The following is a 15,945-nucleotide window of genomic DNA, read 5'->3' on the forward strand; positions in this document are numbered from 1 at the left end:
GTCCGCTCCGCTGCCCTCACCCCTCCTCTTCGGCCTTGTGATATTTGGCGCGGATCTCATCGAGATCGACCGTCGGCTCCGGGGCCTTCAGCTTCATGCCCTCCAGCGTTTCAAGGATGATGCGGGAGGCGGCGAGGTTGCGGAACCATTTGTGGTTCGACGGGATGACATACCAGGGGGCATAATCGGTCGAGCATTTCGTCAGCATCGCCTCATAGGCCTTGACGTAATCGTCCCACAATGCGCGCTCGGCATAATCGGCCTCGGAAATCTTCCAGTGGCGGGCCGGATCGTCGAGGCGTTTCTTGAAACGCTCAAGCTGCTCTTCCTTGGAGATATAGAGGAAGAATTTGAGGATGGTGACGCCGGCCTCGCTCAGCTGGCGCTCGAACGCGTTGATAGCGTCGTAGCGCTTTTCCCAGACTTTTTTGGGCGCAAGGCCGTGGACGCGCACGACCAGCACATCCTCATAATGGGAGCGGTTGAAGACGCCGACCTGGCCGAGACCGGGCACGGCGTTGTGGATGCGCCAAAGGAAATCATGGGCGCGCTCCTCGGCTGTCGGCTGTTTGAAGCCGGTGACGCGCGTGCCCTGCGGGTTCATCGCCTGGATGACATGCCAGCACACGCCGTCCTTGCCGGCGGCGTCGATGCCCTGCAGCACGACGAGCAGCGCATGCTTCTTTTGCGCATAGAGCAGTTCCTGCAGGCGGGTGATGCCGGCCAGCGCCTCGCCAAGCTCGGGCATCGCCTTTTCATGGCTCTCATTGTGGCCGTGGAAACCCGGATCGATATCGGCAAGGCGCAGCTTTTCTCCGGGTTTGACGATCAGGCGTTCCGAATAGTCCACGGCGCGTTCCTTCCGCATGGGTTGTGGAAGGATGATAGAGGGGCGTGAAGCGGAGCGCTATGGGGTTGTTTGTCTATTCGCCGGTGTAGACCGGGTCGCGGCGTTCGATCCAGGCGGCAAGGCCCTCATGGACATCGCGGGTGGCGGCCATGCGGGCGAAGGCGGCCGCCTCGACGCGCAGGCCTTCGTCGATCGGCATGTTGAGACCGCGGGTTGCGGCACTGAGGATGCGGGCGACGGTGAGCGGCGAATGGCGCAGGATGCGGCCGGCAAGCTCAAAGGCGGCCTCCACCACCTCCCCGTCCGGCACGATGCGGTTGACGATTCCGATCTCCAGCGCGCGTTGCGCATCGAAGGGATCGCCGGTGAGCAAATGTTCCAGCGCGCGCTTGCGGCCGGCAAGGCGCGGCAGGCGCTGGGTGCCGCCGAAGGTCGGTGGAATACCGATCGCCACTTCCGGCTTGGCAAAACGGGCGCTTCGCGCCGCAACGGCAAGATGCGCCGCCTCGGTCACTTCGCAGCCGCCGCCATAGGCAAGACCGTTGACGGCGACGATGACCGGTTTTTCAAACGCCTCGATGCGGGCCGTCATCGCCTGGCCGCGTTGGACAAACTCTCTCAGGGCGACATCCGGCCCGACGGCAATGCTCTGCGCGAATTCGGGAATGTCGCCGCCGGCGGAGAAGGCCTGCCCTGCCCCGGTCAGGATCACGGCGCGCAGTGCCGGATCGGCCTCAACCGCATCAAGGTGCTGCATCAGCCGGTCGATCGTCGCATAGTTCAGCGCGTTGAGCTTTTCCGGCCGGTTGAAGGTCAATAGCGCGACCGCGCCGCGTTGTTCCATCAGCACGTCATCCGTCATATCGGGCTCCTTTTCCTGTCGCTTGAAGGCAGGTTATCGCCATGCTATTCTTTTTTAAACTCACTGGTTAGTATACATACGATTTGTGATGGGAACATCATGCCCCGGGACGGCGAAAAGACGAGAACGCATATCCTCAAGACCGCCAATGTGATGTTTTACGCCGACGGCATCCGCGCAACGGGCGTCGACGCCATTGCCGAGAAGGCGGGCGTCACGAAACGCACGCTCTATTATCACTTCCGCAGCAAGGACGATCTGATTGCGCATTACCTGCAATCGCGCGACGCGCCGAACCTTGCGGTCTTTCAGGCATGGTTCGCCGAGACCGGGGGCGATATGGCAACCCGGGTCGAGGTGCTCTTTACCCGGCTCGCCGAAGCTGGGCGGCGGGTCAAATGGCGCGGCTGCGCCTTTTTGCGCACGGCGGGCGAACTCGCCAATATGCCCGGCCATCCGGCGATCAAGGCGGCGTCGGAACACAAGAAGCGCATCGAGGTCTGGCTTGCCGATGAGTTCGCGGCAGCGAGCCTAGAAGAGCCGCAGGTGCTTGCCAGGCAGGTGGCGCTTTTGATGGACGGCGCATTTGCCGTCACCCTCGTGCATCACGATGCGGCCTATTTCGAAGCAGCCGGCAGAGCCGCCGCAGCCCTCATCAGCGGTGCAGGTTCCGGTGATGGTGGAGCGGCGCATTGACGATCTCGGCAAGCCGCTCGCGGTGCGAGAGGCGATTGTCGATGACCCGCTCCATGGCGACCCGCACCACGCCGAGGATCACCAGCCAGACCAGCAGATAGACCCAGATCCAGAAAATCGCGACCCACGAAATCTGCGGAACGATCCAGCCGAAGCCGCACATGAGGACGGCCAGAAACTGCGTGCCGATGATCGCCAGGAAGAGCGGGCGCGCGGGGAAAGGCGGCTCGAAGAACCAGCGATGGGTGCGCGTGACGAGCAGCAGCAGATGCCCGCCGGCGACCAACTGCAGGAACATCACCGTTTGCAGATGCGCCTCGTCGGTGAGGCCGAAATAGCTCTGCAGGCCGGGATGTTTCATCACGGCAAAGCCGATCAGCAGCAGACCGAAGGACTGCACGATAGAAGCAAAGCCGAGCACCGCCGAGACCGAGAGCAACCGGGGCATGCGCCATCGGATCGGCTTTTGCGACACGGCCGTGTTGTCATAGGCAATCGTCATAATCGGCACGTCGTCGAGCAGCGACATGATGACGATCATAATCGCCGTCAGCGGCTGGAAGCCGAGGAAGATCGTCGACAGCACCACCAGGAACATGATGTCCATGGTCAGCGCCACGCGGTAGATCGTATAGGAGGTGATGCGGCCGAAGATGCGCCGTGCCTCGTCAATGGCATTGTCGATGACGGAAAGGCCGGGCGCCGTCAGGATCAGCGCCGCCGCGCCGCGCGCCGCATCCGTCGCGCCGGAGACGGCGGTGCCGCAATCGGCCTGTTTGAGCGCCGGGGCGTCGTTGACCCCGTCGCCAGTCATCGCAACAAGATGGCCGCGCTGTTGCAGCGCCTTGACGATGGCGTATTTGTGCTCGGGGAAGACCCGGGCGAAACCGTCCGCCGTTTCGATGGAATCGGCGATTTTCTCCGGTACCTGGTCGGGGTCCATATCTTTCGGAAAGACATCGGCGGCGGGAATGATATTGACGCCGAGGCCGAGCTGGCGGGCCGTCTCGCGGGCAATCGCCGTATCGTCGCCCGTCACCATCTTGACCGTCACGCCCTTGGCGCGGACCTTCTCGATCGTTGCTTCGCTGTCGTCACGCGGCGGATCGAACATCGGCAGGATACCAAGAAGGCTCCAGCTCTTGCCGCCATCTTCCGACCGGGCAACGCCGAGGGCGCGATAGCCGCGCGAGCCGAGATCGGCAACGGTCTCCTCGACCTTTTTGGCCACCTCGGCGGAAGGTTTTGAGAGATCGACAATCGCCTGCGGCGCGCCCTTGGCGACGGTGATCTTCTTACCCTTTTCGTCAGAGGCTTCCGCGATGGTGCGCTTGGAGACCGGGTCGAAGGGCGTGAAATTCGTCACGTGATAGGCATCGCGCGTTATCGGGTTTTTCAGCGCGGCGAGCACCGCGCTGTCGATCACGTCACTGTTTTCGCGCTCCGAGGCAATCGCTGCGGCCAGCACCACATCCTGCGGGTCGGTGGCATCGAGCAGCACCGGATCGCCGATGGAGAGCTGGTTCTTGGTCAGCGTGCCTGTTTTATCGGAGCAGAGGATATCGACGCCGGCCATCTCCTCGATCGAGGCCAGGCGCGAGACGATGGCCTTTTCCTTCGACAGCGCCAGCGCGCCGAGCGCCATGGTGATAGAAAAGACCGCGGGCATGGCGACTGGGATGGAGGCAACCAGCAGGATCAGCACGAATTGCAGAATATCCAGCGCATCGGCGACGCCCCAATTGTCGGCGACAACGATATCGCGCCAGACCTGCACCGCCACCATAACAAGCGCCAGGACCACGGCGACGGCAATCAGGAAATTGCCGATCTGGAACATCGCCCGCTGGGCGTGGCTGACGGCTCCTGCCCCGGCGACCAGCGTCGCCGTGCGGCCAAAGAAGGTATTCGGGCCGGTGGCGATGACGACACCGGTCATCTCGCCCTGTTTGACGACCGAGCCGGAATAGGCCTCGTCGCCGGGTTTCTTGGCAACGGGCAGCGATTCACCCGTCAGCGCCGCCTGATCGATGGACGCAAAATCTCCGGCGACGAGCCGCAGATCCGCCGGCACGATCTCGCCGAGACGGATCCTGACCATATCGCCGCGCACCAACGTCGCCGCATCGATTGTGGCAAAGGCTCCGTCGCGCAGGGCGGTGGCATGCGGCGCGAGGCTTTTCTTCAGCGCCGCCAGGGCATTGGAGGCCTTCATGTCCTGCCAGAGCTCAAGGCTTGCATTGAAGATCAGCAGGCCGGCAATGATGATGAAATCGTCCCAGCGGCCGAGGAAGGCCGAAACCAGCGCCGCAGCCTCGATCATGAAGGCGATCGGGCCGGTGAAATATTTCAGGATTTTCGACGCGAGACTCACATGTTTTTCAGGCAGGGCATTCGGCCCGTCTTGCACGAGCCGCTTTTGCGCTTCGCCCGCCGTCAGGCCCTTATCGGCATCGGAGCCAAGCTTTTTGAGCACCGCCTCGACCGGCATGGTCTCCAGATCGGCGGCCTTCTTGTCTTCGGTTCCGGCTGTGGCTGAGGTGTTCATGCGCATTCCCCGTGAAAGGCTGTGCCTGGAGTATGGACAATCTGAGGTGGAAATGAAGCCGGAAAACGACAAATCCGAATTTCGCCGCCTATGGCGCATCGGGCCGCGCTCGCTATATGATCGGGTCGAACAGGAGAGACGCTGATGCCCGGACCGCTCGACGGCTTTAAAGTGATTGATCTGACCTCGATGGTGTCGGGTCCATTGGCAACGCGCACGCTGGCCGATCAGGGCGCCGACGTCATCAAGGTGGAGGCACCGTCAGGCGATCATGCGCGGCGCGTGGCGACACGGCGCGGCGGGTTTTCCGCCTCCTTCGTCAACAACAACCGCAACAAGCGGTCGATTGTGCTGAACCTCAAAACGCCTGACGGGCTCGCCGCGCTGAAGCGGCTTGCCGCCGATGCGGATGTCATTGTGCAGAATTTCCGGCCGGGCGTTGCCGAGCGAATCGGGGTTGGCGAGGCAGCGATCCGGGAGATTTGTCCGCAGATCATCTATGTCTCGATTGCCGGGTTCGGCTTTGAAGGCCCCTATGCGGCAAAACCCGTTTTCGACCCGCTGATCCAAGCGGTCTCGGGCCTGACCACCGTGCAGGCCGGATCGGACGAAGCCAGGCCGAGACTTGTGAGGACCATTCTTCCCGACAAGCTCACAGGCATCCAGACGGCACAGGCGATCACCGCTGCGCTGCTGTCACGCAGCCGCACCGGCAAGGGTCAGCATGTGCGTCTTTCCATGCTCGACACGGTCGTTGCTTTCCTCTGGGCCTCGGATATGGGGCGTCATACCTTTGTTGGCGAAGAAGGCGAGAGCGAAACGGCGCAGTCCTTCATCGATCTCATCTATGAGACGACCGACGGCTATATCAGCGTGGCGGTGATGCAGGACAAGGAATGGCAGGCCTTTGCCCATGCGGCCGAGCGGCCCGACATCCTGGAAGACGAGCGTTTTAAAACCGCCGAGGGCCGCGAGACCCACAAGGACGAACGGCTGAACCTCATCCAGTCGATCCTGAAAGAGCGCACCGGCGCCGAGTGGCTTGAAAGGCTGGAGGCAGCGGATGTCCCTTGCGCGCCGGTGCTGACGCGCAGCGACGTGCTGCGCCATCCGCAGGTGGCAGCCAACCGGCTCGTCGTCGAACTCGACCACCCACAGGCCGGGAGGCTTCGCCAGGCCCGCAGCCCGGCATGGTTCTCCGAAACCGACCCGAAAAACCGCATGGGCGCTCCGGTCCTCGGCGGGCAGACCCGGGAGATTCTCACCGAACACGGATTCGACGACGCCGAGATCGAAGCGCTGGAGAAGAACGGCGCCGCAGTGCAGGCGACGGGTGAAGGCTGATCATGAGGAGGTAACAATGGGAAAACATGTCGTTTTGATCCACGGTGCCTTTGCCGGACCCTGGTGCATGGACAACTACCAGCGGTTCTTTGAGGAGCGCGGCTGGACCTGTCATGTGCCGGCCCTGCGTTTTCATGACGGCGACCCGAAGGCGGAGCCCGACCCGGCTTTTGCCGACACCGGTATCATGGACTACTCCAAGGATATTGCCGCATTCGTCAAGACACTCGACAGCCCGCCGGTCATCATCGGTCACGCCGTCGCCGCGATCGTCGCCCAACAGGTGGCGGCCCAGGGTCTTGCGCGCGGCCTCGTGCTCATCAATCCCAACGCTACATGGGGTATGCTGCCTGAAACCGACGACGAACGCGCCATTGCCCGTGCCTTCATGGAACAAGGTCCTTTCTGGAAAGCGCCTGTCCGTGTCGAATTTGATCTGATGGCGCCTTTCGCATGGAACAGGCTGGATGAGAAAACCCAGAGGGAGACTTTCGAAAAGCTTGGTCCGGAATCCGGTCGGGTGATGTTCGAAATGTTCTTTTGGATGTTCGACGATAACCGGGCCATCGCGGTCGATTTCGACAAGGTCAGTTGCCCTGTCATGGTCGTATGCGGCAAGGACGACCGGGCCGTGCGCCCCGCCGTCGGCCGGCAGATCGCCGGGAGATATGGCGCGAAAGGCACATATCATCTGGCACCGGACCATGCGCATTTTTTGTTTATGGAGCCAGGCTGGGAGACGGTGGCCGGAAGCGTTTCCGATTGGATGGAGAAACATTGAATGCGACGTTTGATCCTGTTGCTCATCTCACATGGCGCGGTGCTGGCGATCGGCTTTGCGCTCGGCATCTACCTTCTGCCGATCATTACGGCGCCGCCATCGCCCGATGCCGCCGTGCTTGAGGAACGGGCGCAGGCCGCGCAGTTCTCGGCGGAATTCACACGCGATCTGCGGGGCAGCGATTTCCTCCATTGGGGCGAAGGAAAAATCAGCCTGACACCTGACCAGATCGTTCATGAAGGCCGGCTGGCGCCTGGGCCTGATTACAAGGTCTACCTTGTCGACCGCTTCGTGGAACATGAGGATGAGTTCCTCCCGGTCAAAGCTGCATCTCCGCTGATCGGTGACGTTAAGAGCTTTGAGGGCTTCCTTATCAACATCCCGGAAGATATTGATATCACTCAATATACAACTGTTCTTACTTGGTGTGAAACCTTTGGTGAATTCATCACAGCGGCGAAATACCGCTAGCAACCGTATTTGCCTGGGTCGTGCATCCATGCCACCTTCCTGACATGCGAAGCCGCTTTTCCAGTACCTTGGGGGCCGTCTGGCTGGCGCGGCACCGGCCGGCTTCGATCGGGCTTTTGTGTCTCATTGTTCTAGTCGTTGCATTTGCCCTTCCTTCACTGCGTTTCGACAACGATATTGAACGGGGGCTTTCATCGGGCGGCCCCAACCTGGCAGCGTTTCGTCAGCTTGCAGAGAGCTTCGAGACACGCACACGGCCCATCGCCATTCTTGTCGAAGCGGAGGGCACGTTCACCGGGGACGAGTTTGCTCTTTTACAGGATTTTTCTCTTGACCTTGCTTTGCTTGAGCCGGTTGTTCAGGTCATCTCGCCTTTCGATCTGAGGTACCCGCCCACACACCCCGACACGCCGGACGGGCGCGTTCTGGATCCGGCGCTACCCGCCGCATCGCTCTATTCGGCCCTTGACAGTTTCGAGCGCGACAATCCGAATATATCCAGCATGATCGCGCCGGACCGCGCGTCCTTGCTTCTATCGGTTCTGCCGACCGCCGGGCTGAGCGATGCCGCCGTCAATGAACTGCTCGGCGATATCCGGTCTTTGTCAGACCAATATTCGCAAAATGATCTTCGGGTATATGTGACCGGCGAGGACGCCATCGCCCTGTCGATCGTCAATGCGCTGATCGACGATGTTGCAATCCTGAATGTCGTGGGCGCCCTTATTGCTTTCATCCTGGCATTGGTTCTGTTCCGGGATATCCGGTGGGCGATCGTGGTCTTTGTCCCAGCGGTTTTGGCCGCGCTCTTCTGTCTTGCCCTGTTTCCGCTCCTCGGCTTTCCCATGACCGTACTGAGCGTCATCCTGCCAGTGCTTGTCCTGGTGCTTGCCCTGGCCGATGCATGCCATTTGGTGTTCTTCGTCCGCGAACATGCGCACGACGGAGCCGAACGCGCTGCAAGAGCCGTGGCGCCCGCCAATGCCTTGACCTCCATCACCACCGCGGCGGGTTTTGCGGCGATTGCCGTTACCGATTTCGAGCAGTTCACCGAATTGGCCGTGGTCGGTGCAGCGTCGGTCCTTTCGGCCTACTGGATCGTGACCGCGGGTGTTGCGGCATTGACACCCATTGCCGCCGGCAGACAGCGGGCTTCGTCCGCATTCGGGCTCGGCATTCCCGCAACGCTTATAGGGTGGCCGATCAAGTGGCCGGGGCGCGTTCTGGCAGTGGCCGGGTTGCTTGCCCTCATCGGCCTTGCGACGGCAAGTCAGACCACGCCATGGTTCCCTCTCTACCAGTATCTTCCAGAAGGCAATGATACGCGCTACGCGCACCGGACCATAGAAAAGAGTTTCGGCGGCTATCTTCCCCTGTGGTTCGAGATGGACGCGAATGAGGATGCGGACGAGACGTACCGGCGTGTGCGGGCCGTGACGGATGCGGTCAGCGCCGCCGCTCCCGATATGCCAATTGTCTCCGCGGCAACGCTGGCCCGTTGGGCCGGCCAGGAAACGGCAGGCCCCGACGAGCGCCTGATCAAGAATGTGCCGAGCGCGATTCTTTCGCAACTGCAGAACGCCGATGGGAGCGTGGCGCGGATCGCTGTTCTGGTACCGGAGCCGATGCACGATACCCGGACCATGCGCAGGCATGACCGCATCGTCGATGCCGCGATGCAAAGCGGCGCCGAGCGGGCCATCGGCCTTCCGGTTCTCCTGCGCGAGGATGCGTTGCAACTGGTCCTGCAGCTTGGATACGGACTTGCCATCGCCTGCCTGCTGGCAACGGGCCTGGTGGCGGGCGCCTTTCGCAGCGCCCGTCTCTTTCCATTGTTGTTCGTGCCGAACTTTCTCCCGCTCATCGCCGCGACCGCGGCGCTACCGCTCATCAATGCAGGTCAGATAAGCCCGGCGGCGATGCTTGCTCTTACCGTCGCATTCTGTGTCGCGGTCGATGATTCCATTCACTTCCTCAATCGCTACCGACTGGAGCGCGAGGGGAACGCCGGTGTCGAGGCCGCCCTCGAAACGGCGATCTCGACAACCGGCCGGGTGATGCTGGTGACAACGGTCCTGATCTCGGCGGGTATCGCATCGACATTCTCGAGCGATTTTCAAACCGTGCGGCTTTTTGGAACGCTCGTCGTCATCATTTTCATCACCGCCTTGATCGCGGATCTTCTTGTTCTGCCAGCCATGATCCGCCTAAGGTGGTGGTCATGATACGGGTTCGAACCCTTTGCGCCGCTATGATCGTCTGGAGTCTGGCGATGGCGCTGACCGGCAATGCCGGGGCCGCGGATTTCCTTTCCGGTGCCGCGGGAGCATGGACGGGAAGCGGTACCGCCCGCGCATCGCCCGACGCCGCCGAGGAGCCTCTGCGCTGCCGGATCGAAAACACATATGATGAGCGTACAGGGCGCCTTTCGATCGAAGGGCGGTGTGCAGCTCCGGGCCGCATCATCAAAATCCAGGGACATATTCAGGCGCCGCAGACCGATCACATTTATTCCGCCCGCTGGGTCAATCCGCAAGGGGTGGGCAGCATTACAATGCGCGGACGGGCGGACAAGGATGCGATCCGGTTCGATTATGTAACCAAGGATGCGGACAGTGGAGAACGCACCAAAGGCATCATGGTTTGGCACTTCAAGACAGATTCTCTCACTATCGATAACTACATCGTCTCCGGGGGCCGCGCAGAGCTCATCGGCAATACACAGTTCAGCAGATGAAATTGCCGGGCGGGCCATGGAGACAAATGATCGGCATATATTAGCCGGGTAAGAGCTTCTTCCGATTCCGCCATACCAAATCCATGGGATAGCGCCGACCTGCACTTTTTGTCAGTCTGGCAGCCAATGGGTGTATTCGATCCGGGGGGATCAAACTTCGAACAATCAGTATTGGCGAAGGCGCGCAACATCCGCGCCTTGCGTGTGGATGCCGCACGCCGCTTGTCCTTGGCCCGGACGACTCCCGTACCGGTGCCCGAGTAAAACAAGGTTCGATTGCCCTGGTTTTACTCGTTGGCGGCAATCGCGAGATTGCCGCCTTTTTTCTTCTTCGGATTGGGCGTGCAGTGCCCGAATCCACGCCATATCACGGCTATGGGATAGCCGGTGGCCACACGATTTGTCAGCGAGACCCGCCATGATTGCCGCTTTGAAAAACACCATCCATCGTGTTGCCCCGGACCTGCAGTTCTGGGGGTATGAGGGTGGCAATATCCTGGCCGCGATTGCCGGTTCGGGCGGCCTGGTTGCCCTTTACAGCGGCTTGCAATCCATTGCCGGCATGCCGACACACAATGCAGCTTCCGGCATAGCGGCTGCTTTCACCAGATTTCCGGATATTATCGTGACGACGGGGCTGGCTGTCATTGTGCTGGCGACGATTGGATTCAGCCACCTCTTCTCAAGCGATGAGACCGTCAGCGCCAGAATCTGGCTTGACCGCGCCGCATCCATCGCCGGTATTGTGCTGGTCGCCGCCGCCCTCTTTTTCGGCGCAAGCTGGATTACCTTTGCAGCCGTGAGCTTCGTGTCCGCGTCGGCCCTTCTGCGCCTGTGCCGGATCAGCCCGGTTTTCCTGAAGCTCGGCGGCCTGCTGCTTGCCGCCGGCGGGTTCGGCCTTGCCGGATACGGCCTGACCTCCGAGGGTCTATGGCAAATGGACATACTGCCCGTGCTGACCGCGCTCACCGGCCTTTATGTCATCTTCGCCAGCATGATGACCTATCAGGGCGGCATCTATGAGTGCTCCGCAGACCGATCGAACAGGCCTCGAAATCCGGTGATCCCGAGTGCGTTTGATCCGGATGGATGGATAGGACGATTGCTTGAAACACACCTTGATCGCCCAATGGCCTTCATTGTGCGCTCGATCGCCCTGCCGGCCGTTTTCTGGGTGCCGTCAAAGACCAAGGAGAGTGCACCGTTTCTGACGTCGATGTGGGCCAGGCTGCCATGGCGATTGCTGACGGCGACCGCCGCCATAATGACCGGAACACAAGCCGGTTTCATTTTCGGCCTCGCCAACGCTTTCTGGGCCGTCGGCGATATCGCGATCGGCTCTTTCGATTGGAAGCGTTCGCACATTGAAGATGACGCGCACCCGCAAAATGATCCGGCGGCTGAAGACCAGCCTCATCTGACTGAGACAGTCAAGCCGGTCGGTGACTGACCGATCACGCCCTGGTGGGCGGGTGTCCGGTGATGGTTTTTTCTTGCCCCTCACTGCCTGCCTCAAGGGTGAGCGGCATTGAAAAAGTGACCTTTGTACCCCCTTCCGAGGATGCGATGTGTATGTCGCCTCCCAACTCGCGCGCACGGCTTCGCATGTTCTTGAGCCCGTGGCCGTTGGTCGATGCGTTGGCCATTCCGCGACCGTTGTCTTCAATATCTATTCTCAGTGTCCCGGGCGGTTCGGGCGGCAGCGAGAACCGGATCCACACCCGGTCGCCGCCGGAGTGCTTGGCGGCGTTGGTCGTTGCCTCCTGCAGGATGCGCAATATGTTGAGCGCACGGGACGGGTTGAGTCCCTCGATCTCCGGAATGTCGATCATCTGCCACTCCAGGCTGATATCGTGGAGCGCCAGCTGCTGTTCGGCGCGCTCGCGGAACGTTCCGAGCATTCCGGATATGTCGTTTTCGACATCCAACGAACCGATCAGCATGCGCAGTTCCTCAAGCGCGGCCTGAGCGGAGGTCTCGATCTCGACCGGATCAGCCTTGCCCAGCCGGCTCATGGCGATGATCGACATCAACTGTCCGCCGAGACCATCATGCACGTCGCGCATGATCCGGCGGCGTTCCTCGTTGAGCGCCTGGCGCCCCTCAAGAACCTGGCGCTGAGCGAAGGTTTCCCGAAGCTGGCTTTCCTTGGTCTCGATGCGCTCTTCAAGTGTACCGACGAGGTCGTCGACATGCTTCATCGACTGGATGAGCCGCTGGAAGAAGATGTAGCTGAGCGCCGGCAGGAGCAGGATGTAGACGATGCGAAAATGCAGGAAATTGCTGTCGGGTGTCACATTGGCGATGATCAGCGTATCGTGGACAACAAGGGTGCAGGCCCCGAGAACCGAGATCAGCATCATAATGCTTTCCCACCGCCGCTCCCAAAGCGCCGAATGTACGAACACATAGACAACCCAACAGGTCATCATCAGGCTGAACGGCACAACGACGACGGTATCGAAATAACGGAAGATCCCGTCTGGCAGGGTCAGATAGGCGACTGTCGCAAGCGCGGGCAAGAGGAAGAAATATCTTGCCTTCACCGGTAATTTCCGGTCGGTCAGACTGAAGGCAAACATCAGACCAATGACGGACAGCCAGAAATTCACGACATAGCCAAGCAACGCGACCGTCTGCGACAGGGCAACGGAACTCGGCAAATAGACCGGTATTCCGTGCAAGCTGCTGAAGGCAAGGACCAGAGACGCAAACAGCGCAGCCCGGTCATTTCGGCGGCTGTACCACATGACAAGCAGGAGAAGCGCCAGCAACATCTGCCAGAAGACGATAAGCTCCGGCAGGCGGACCGCCCGCAGATAATGCCACTCAAAACTGTCGCGCAGCAATGCCTCGGGGCCGACATAGACATCGCTGAGGAAACCGATGAGCTTGCCGCCAGGAACCATGGTGATTTGCAACGTGTTCCCGCTCGCCTGCAAAGCAGAGCCGGCTACGGGCGCAAGAAAGGGAACACTCTGGTCAGCGATCAGATTGCCGCTCAGGAAGCCGCCCGGTGACAACTCGATACCGTTGACGTTTACCTCGATCCGGCCGGAGTAATTCGGGATATAGACCGCCCAGCGTCCATTGTCGGCGGCAAAGTCAAACATCGCCTCATAGGTGCCCCTTTCTTCCACCCGTCCGGAAAACGACCTCCAATTGTCGGGAAGACTTACCTCGCCGGCGACGGCGTCTGCACCCTGGCGAAACTGCATGGATTTCAGAGGCGCAACCTGGTCGGGCAAAGGCAGTTGCTCAAAGGCCAGGATGAAGGAAATAACCGCGGCAATGACAGCCCATAGTCCGAGGACGTAGGGATGGGCCGGCAGTGATTTGGGGCGCTGTGAGCTCATCAAGAGATGTTTATCAAACCACGTTGTATTGCCTCGAAAACGGCTTCGCCCCGAGAGTTCACTTCGAGTTTTCTGTAGATGTTCTTGATATGCGTCGGGACCGTGTTGCCCGATATGCCAAGTTTCTCGGCCACGTCCTTATAGGTATAACCCTTTGCAATGCCCCATAGTATGTCCATTTCCCGTTCGGTCAGCAGCTCTTCCGCGTTGCTCTCGTGTTGGCTTTTTTGCACGACCTGAATGATAAATCGCGCGACCGATGTCGATATCGGCGAGCTGCCGGAAACCAGTTGACGAACGGAATGAACAATATCAAGCGGCCTTGAATCCTTCAGCAGAAAGCCGGAAGCGCCAGATGCAATCGCGGTCACCACACTTTGCTCATCGCCCAGCACGGAAATGACCATGATCTCCATGTCGGGGTGCTGTTTGCGGGCAAGCCTGATCAGATCGAAACCGTGTCCGTCCGGCAATTTCAGATCCGTAACGAGCACATCGGCAGCGCCTGCCCTGATCGTTCTTTCACCCTCGGCAAAAGACGAACAGGCCGCGACGATCTCAAAATCGCTTTCCGACGTGATCGCATCAATCAGCGATTGGCGCATTGCCGGATCATCTTCGACCAGGATGATCTTGACATTATTGCCGGGCACTCAGGACCCCTCAAACTCTATAACGGGCGCCACTATACTTCGCATAGGCTGGATTGTTGACCCGGATTATGACTTGCATTCAATGCTTCTGTCAGGATTCTATCATGCATCCCGAAATAAGGCTTCGAATACCCGCTGACCATTGGAACACATGCGTCAGCGACGGGGCCATACCATGTTGAGGGGATAACAGGCGCGCGGCGCGAACGACTGCTAGATTGCCGCCGTCACCTCGATTTCAACACGAAGGTCGGGATTGGCAAGGGCGGCAACGACAAGTGTGGTCACTGCCGGCGCTTGTTCGGCACGCCAGCGCTCCCGCCGGATTTGTGTCAGTGCCGGCAGATCTTTCGCATCGGTCAGATAGTATGTCACGCGCAAAATGTGAGCCAGGGTCATGTCCGCGTCTTCCAGCAGCGCTTCAACATTGTCCATGGCCTGGCGGCATTGATCTTCGAAAGACGACGGTGTTGTACCGTCGGGCGCGATACCGATCTGGCCGGAGAGAAACAGCAACTGCTGCGGGCTCGATATCCCGACCCCATGGGCATAGATATTCTGAAACTCCGGCGGAACCTGCCTCACTGTCTTCGGTCCGTATCTTTTCATGGTAATGCGCTCCATCCTTGAGAGGCTGAAGCTAAGCGCAGGACAGTCCGGGCAGACCAATTAAAAAACTGCCATCGCCATAAGCGGGTTTTTCAGCTCAATGTCCGAAGCCGGTCAAAGCCTTGTCCAGCCATTGCCGGAACACGGTGATTTTTCGGGTGTTACGCCGGCTTTGCGGACAAACGAGCCAGAAGCCGCTGCCATCGCTGCAGGTCAGATCGAAGGGTTGAATGAGCAGGCCCAGCTCAAGTGCATCGCGGTGAAACGCCGGAGTAAGCAGGCCGACGCCCTGCCCGGCAATCGCCGCATTGGCTTCAAGGATCTGGGTTCCGAGATACAGACCGGTTTGCATCGACAAATCAACATCGGTCAGTCCGGCCGCCTCGAACCAGGTGTGCCACCAGGGATCGTCACAGGCAATGACCGGCAGCTTCAGAATGTCAGCAGGCTCGCGCAGGCCGCCAATCGTGTCAGCCAGCTTCGGGCTGAGCATCGGCGTGAAATCAGCCTGCATAAGTTTATGACTTGCAAGGCCCGGCCATTTCCCCATGCCGCCACGAATGCCGACGTCGAACTCGCCCGCGTCAAAATCGGTCAACGCCTCGTTGACCTCGATGCGGACAGAGATGGACGGATTTTCGAGGTGGAATGCGCTGAGCCGCTGCGCCAGGAAATTCGTCGCGAAGGTAGGTATGACGCTGATGGAGAGCCTTTCCTCGGTTTGACCGCGGGCTTCCGCAAAGGCATCGCCGAGAATGTCCATCGCATCGGAAACGTGTTTTGCGAACTGCCTTCCCGTGTCCGAGAGTTCCACACCGCGCGGACGGCGGACAAAAAGCGGCCCGCCGACCCGCTCTTCCAGGATTCTGATCTGGTAACTCACCGCCGCCTGCGTCATGCCAAGCTCCGAGGCGGCCGCAGTGAAATTGCGATGCCGCGCTGCCGCGTCGAAGACACGAACGGCCGCAAGCGGTGGAAGCGATGGGCGCGACATCAATTAAATGACCTTATATCTAAGTGTTCATCTTTGATTGGAAC

General features: G+C 60.2%; 14 protein-coding genes. 7 read left to right on the forward strand and 7 right to left on the reverse strand.

Features of this window, described 5'->3' with window-relative positions; translation table 11 throughout:
• Positions 1-16: 16 nt before the first annotated feature.
• Both OQ273_RS15130 and OQ273_RS15135 read right to left on the reverse strand, forming a co-directional pair.
• Complete coding sequence (locus OQ273_RS15130) at positions 17-850, reverse strand: polyphosphate kinase 2 family protein (protein ID WP_267991328.1); 834 nt, start codon at positions 848-850, stop codon at positions 17-19.
• Between the two features lie 73 nt (positions 851-923).
• On the reverse strand, positions 924-1,712 hold the full coding sequence (locus OQ273_RS15135) for a crotonase/enoyl-CoA hydratase family protein (RefSeq protein WP_267991329.1): 789 nt from the start codon (positions 1,710-1,712) through the stop codon (positions 924-926).
• Positions 1,713-1,811: 99 nt separating this feature from the next.
• Between OQ273_RS15135 and OQ273_RS15140 the strand changes: the two genes are divergently transcribed.
• Positions 1,812-2,408 (forward strand): TetR/AcrR family transcriptional regulator, encoded by a 597-nt coding sequence (locus tag OQ273_RS15140; RefSeq protein ID WP_267991330.1) that lies wholly within the window; start codon positions 1,812-1,814, stop codon positions 2,406-2,408.
• Here the strand turns inward: OQ273_RS15140 and OQ273_RS15145 are convergent.
• A complete protein-coding gene (locus tag OQ273_RS15145; RefSeq protein ID WP_267991331.1) occupies positions 2,368-4,956 on the reverse strand; it encodes a plasma-membrane proton-efflux P-type ATPase in 2,589 nt (862 codons plus the stop codon). The two genes, OQ273_RS15140 and OQ273_RS15145, sit on opposite strands and share 41 nt — an antisense overlap.
• A 144-nt stretch (positions 4,957-5,100) precedes the next feature.
• On the opposite strand from OQ273_RS15145, the gene OQ273_RS15150 reads away from it, so the two are divergent.
• The 6 genes from OQ273_RS15150 to OQ273_RS15175 all read left to right on the forward strand — a co-directional run bounded on the left by OQ273_RS15150 (position 5,101) and on the right by OQ273_RS15175 (position 11,739).
• Positions 5,101-6,300, forward strand: coding sequence for a CaiB/BaiF CoA transferase family protein (locus tag OQ273_RS15150; protein WP_267991332.1), 1,200 nt, complete (start codon positions 5,101-5,103; stop codon positions 6,298-6,300).
• Positions 6,301-6,316: 16 nt separating this feature from the next.
• Complete coding sequence (locus tag OQ273_RS15155) at positions 6,317-7,081, forward strand: alpha/beta hydrolase (RefSeq protein ID WP_267991333.1); 765 nt, start codon at positions 6,317-6,319, stop codon at positions 7,079-7,081.
• Positions 7,082-7,552: a DM13 domain-containing protein gene (locus OQ273_RS15160; protein ID WP_267991334.1), complete on the forward strand. Its 471-nt coding sequence runs from the start codon at positions 7,082-7,084 to the stop codon at positions 7,550-7,552.
• A gap of 44 nt (positions 7,553-7,596) precedes the next feature.
• A complete protein-coding gene (locus OQ273_RS15165) occupies positions 7,597-9,777 on the forward strand; it encodes an efflux RND transporter permease subunit (protein ID WP_267991335.1) in 2,181 nt (726 codons plus the stop codon).
• Positions 9,774-10,289, forward strand: coding sequence for a hypothetical protein (locus OQ273_RS15170; protein ID WP_267991336.1), 516 nt, complete (start codon positions 9,774-9,776; stop codon positions 10,287-10,289). The genes OQ273_RS15165 and OQ273_RS15170 overlap by 4 nt, the downstream gene beginning before the upstream one ends.
• A 400-nt stretch (positions 10,290-10,689) precedes the next feature.
• Complete coding sequence (locus OQ273_RS15175; protein WP_267991337.1) at positions 10,690-11,739, forward strand: hypothetical protein; 1,050 nt, start codon at positions 10,690-10,692, stop codon at positions 11,737-11,739.
• 4 nt (positions 11,740-11,743) lie between these two features.
• Here the strand turns inward: OQ273_RS15175 and OQ273_RS15180 are convergent, their stop codons facing one another.
• From OQ273_RS15180 to OQ273_RS15195, 4 genes are all read right to left on the reverse strand, one after another.
• Positions 11,744-13,645: a sensor histidine kinase gene (locus OQ273_RS15180; protein ID WP_267991338.1), complete on the reverse strand. Its 1,902-nt coding sequence runs from the start codon at positions 13,643-13,645 to the stop codon at positions 11,744-11,746.
• Positions 13,645-14,298: a response regulator gene (locus tag OQ273_RS15185; protein ID WP_267991339.1), complete on the reverse strand. Its 654-nt coding sequence runs from the start codon at positions 14,296-14,298 to the stop codon at positions 13,645-13,647. Before OQ273_RS15185 ends, OQ273_RS15180 begins: the two co-directional genes overlap by 1 nt.
• A gap of 213 nt (positions 14,299-14,511) precedes the next feature.
• On the reverse strand, positions 14,512-14,907 hold the full coding sequence (locus tag OQ273_RS15190; RefSeq protein WP_267991340.1) for a RidA family protein: 396 nt from the start codon (positions 14,905-14,907) through the stop codon (positions 14,512-14,514).
• Between the two features lie 97 nt (positions 14,908-15,004).
• Positions 15,005-15,901 (reverse strand): LysR substrate-binding domain-containing protein, encoded by an 897-nt coding sequence (locus OQ273_RS15195; protein WP_267991341.1) that lies wholly within the window; start codon positions 15,899-15,901, stop codon positions 15,005-15,007.
• Positions 15,902-15,945: the final 44 nt, after the last annotated feature.

The sequence above is a fragment of the Hoeflea prorocentri genome (assembly GCF_027944115.1).
Taxonomy (GTDB): domain Bacteria; phylum Pseudomonadota; class Alphaproteobacteria; order Rhizobiales; family Rhizobiaceae; genus Hoeflea_A; species Hoeflea_A prorocentri.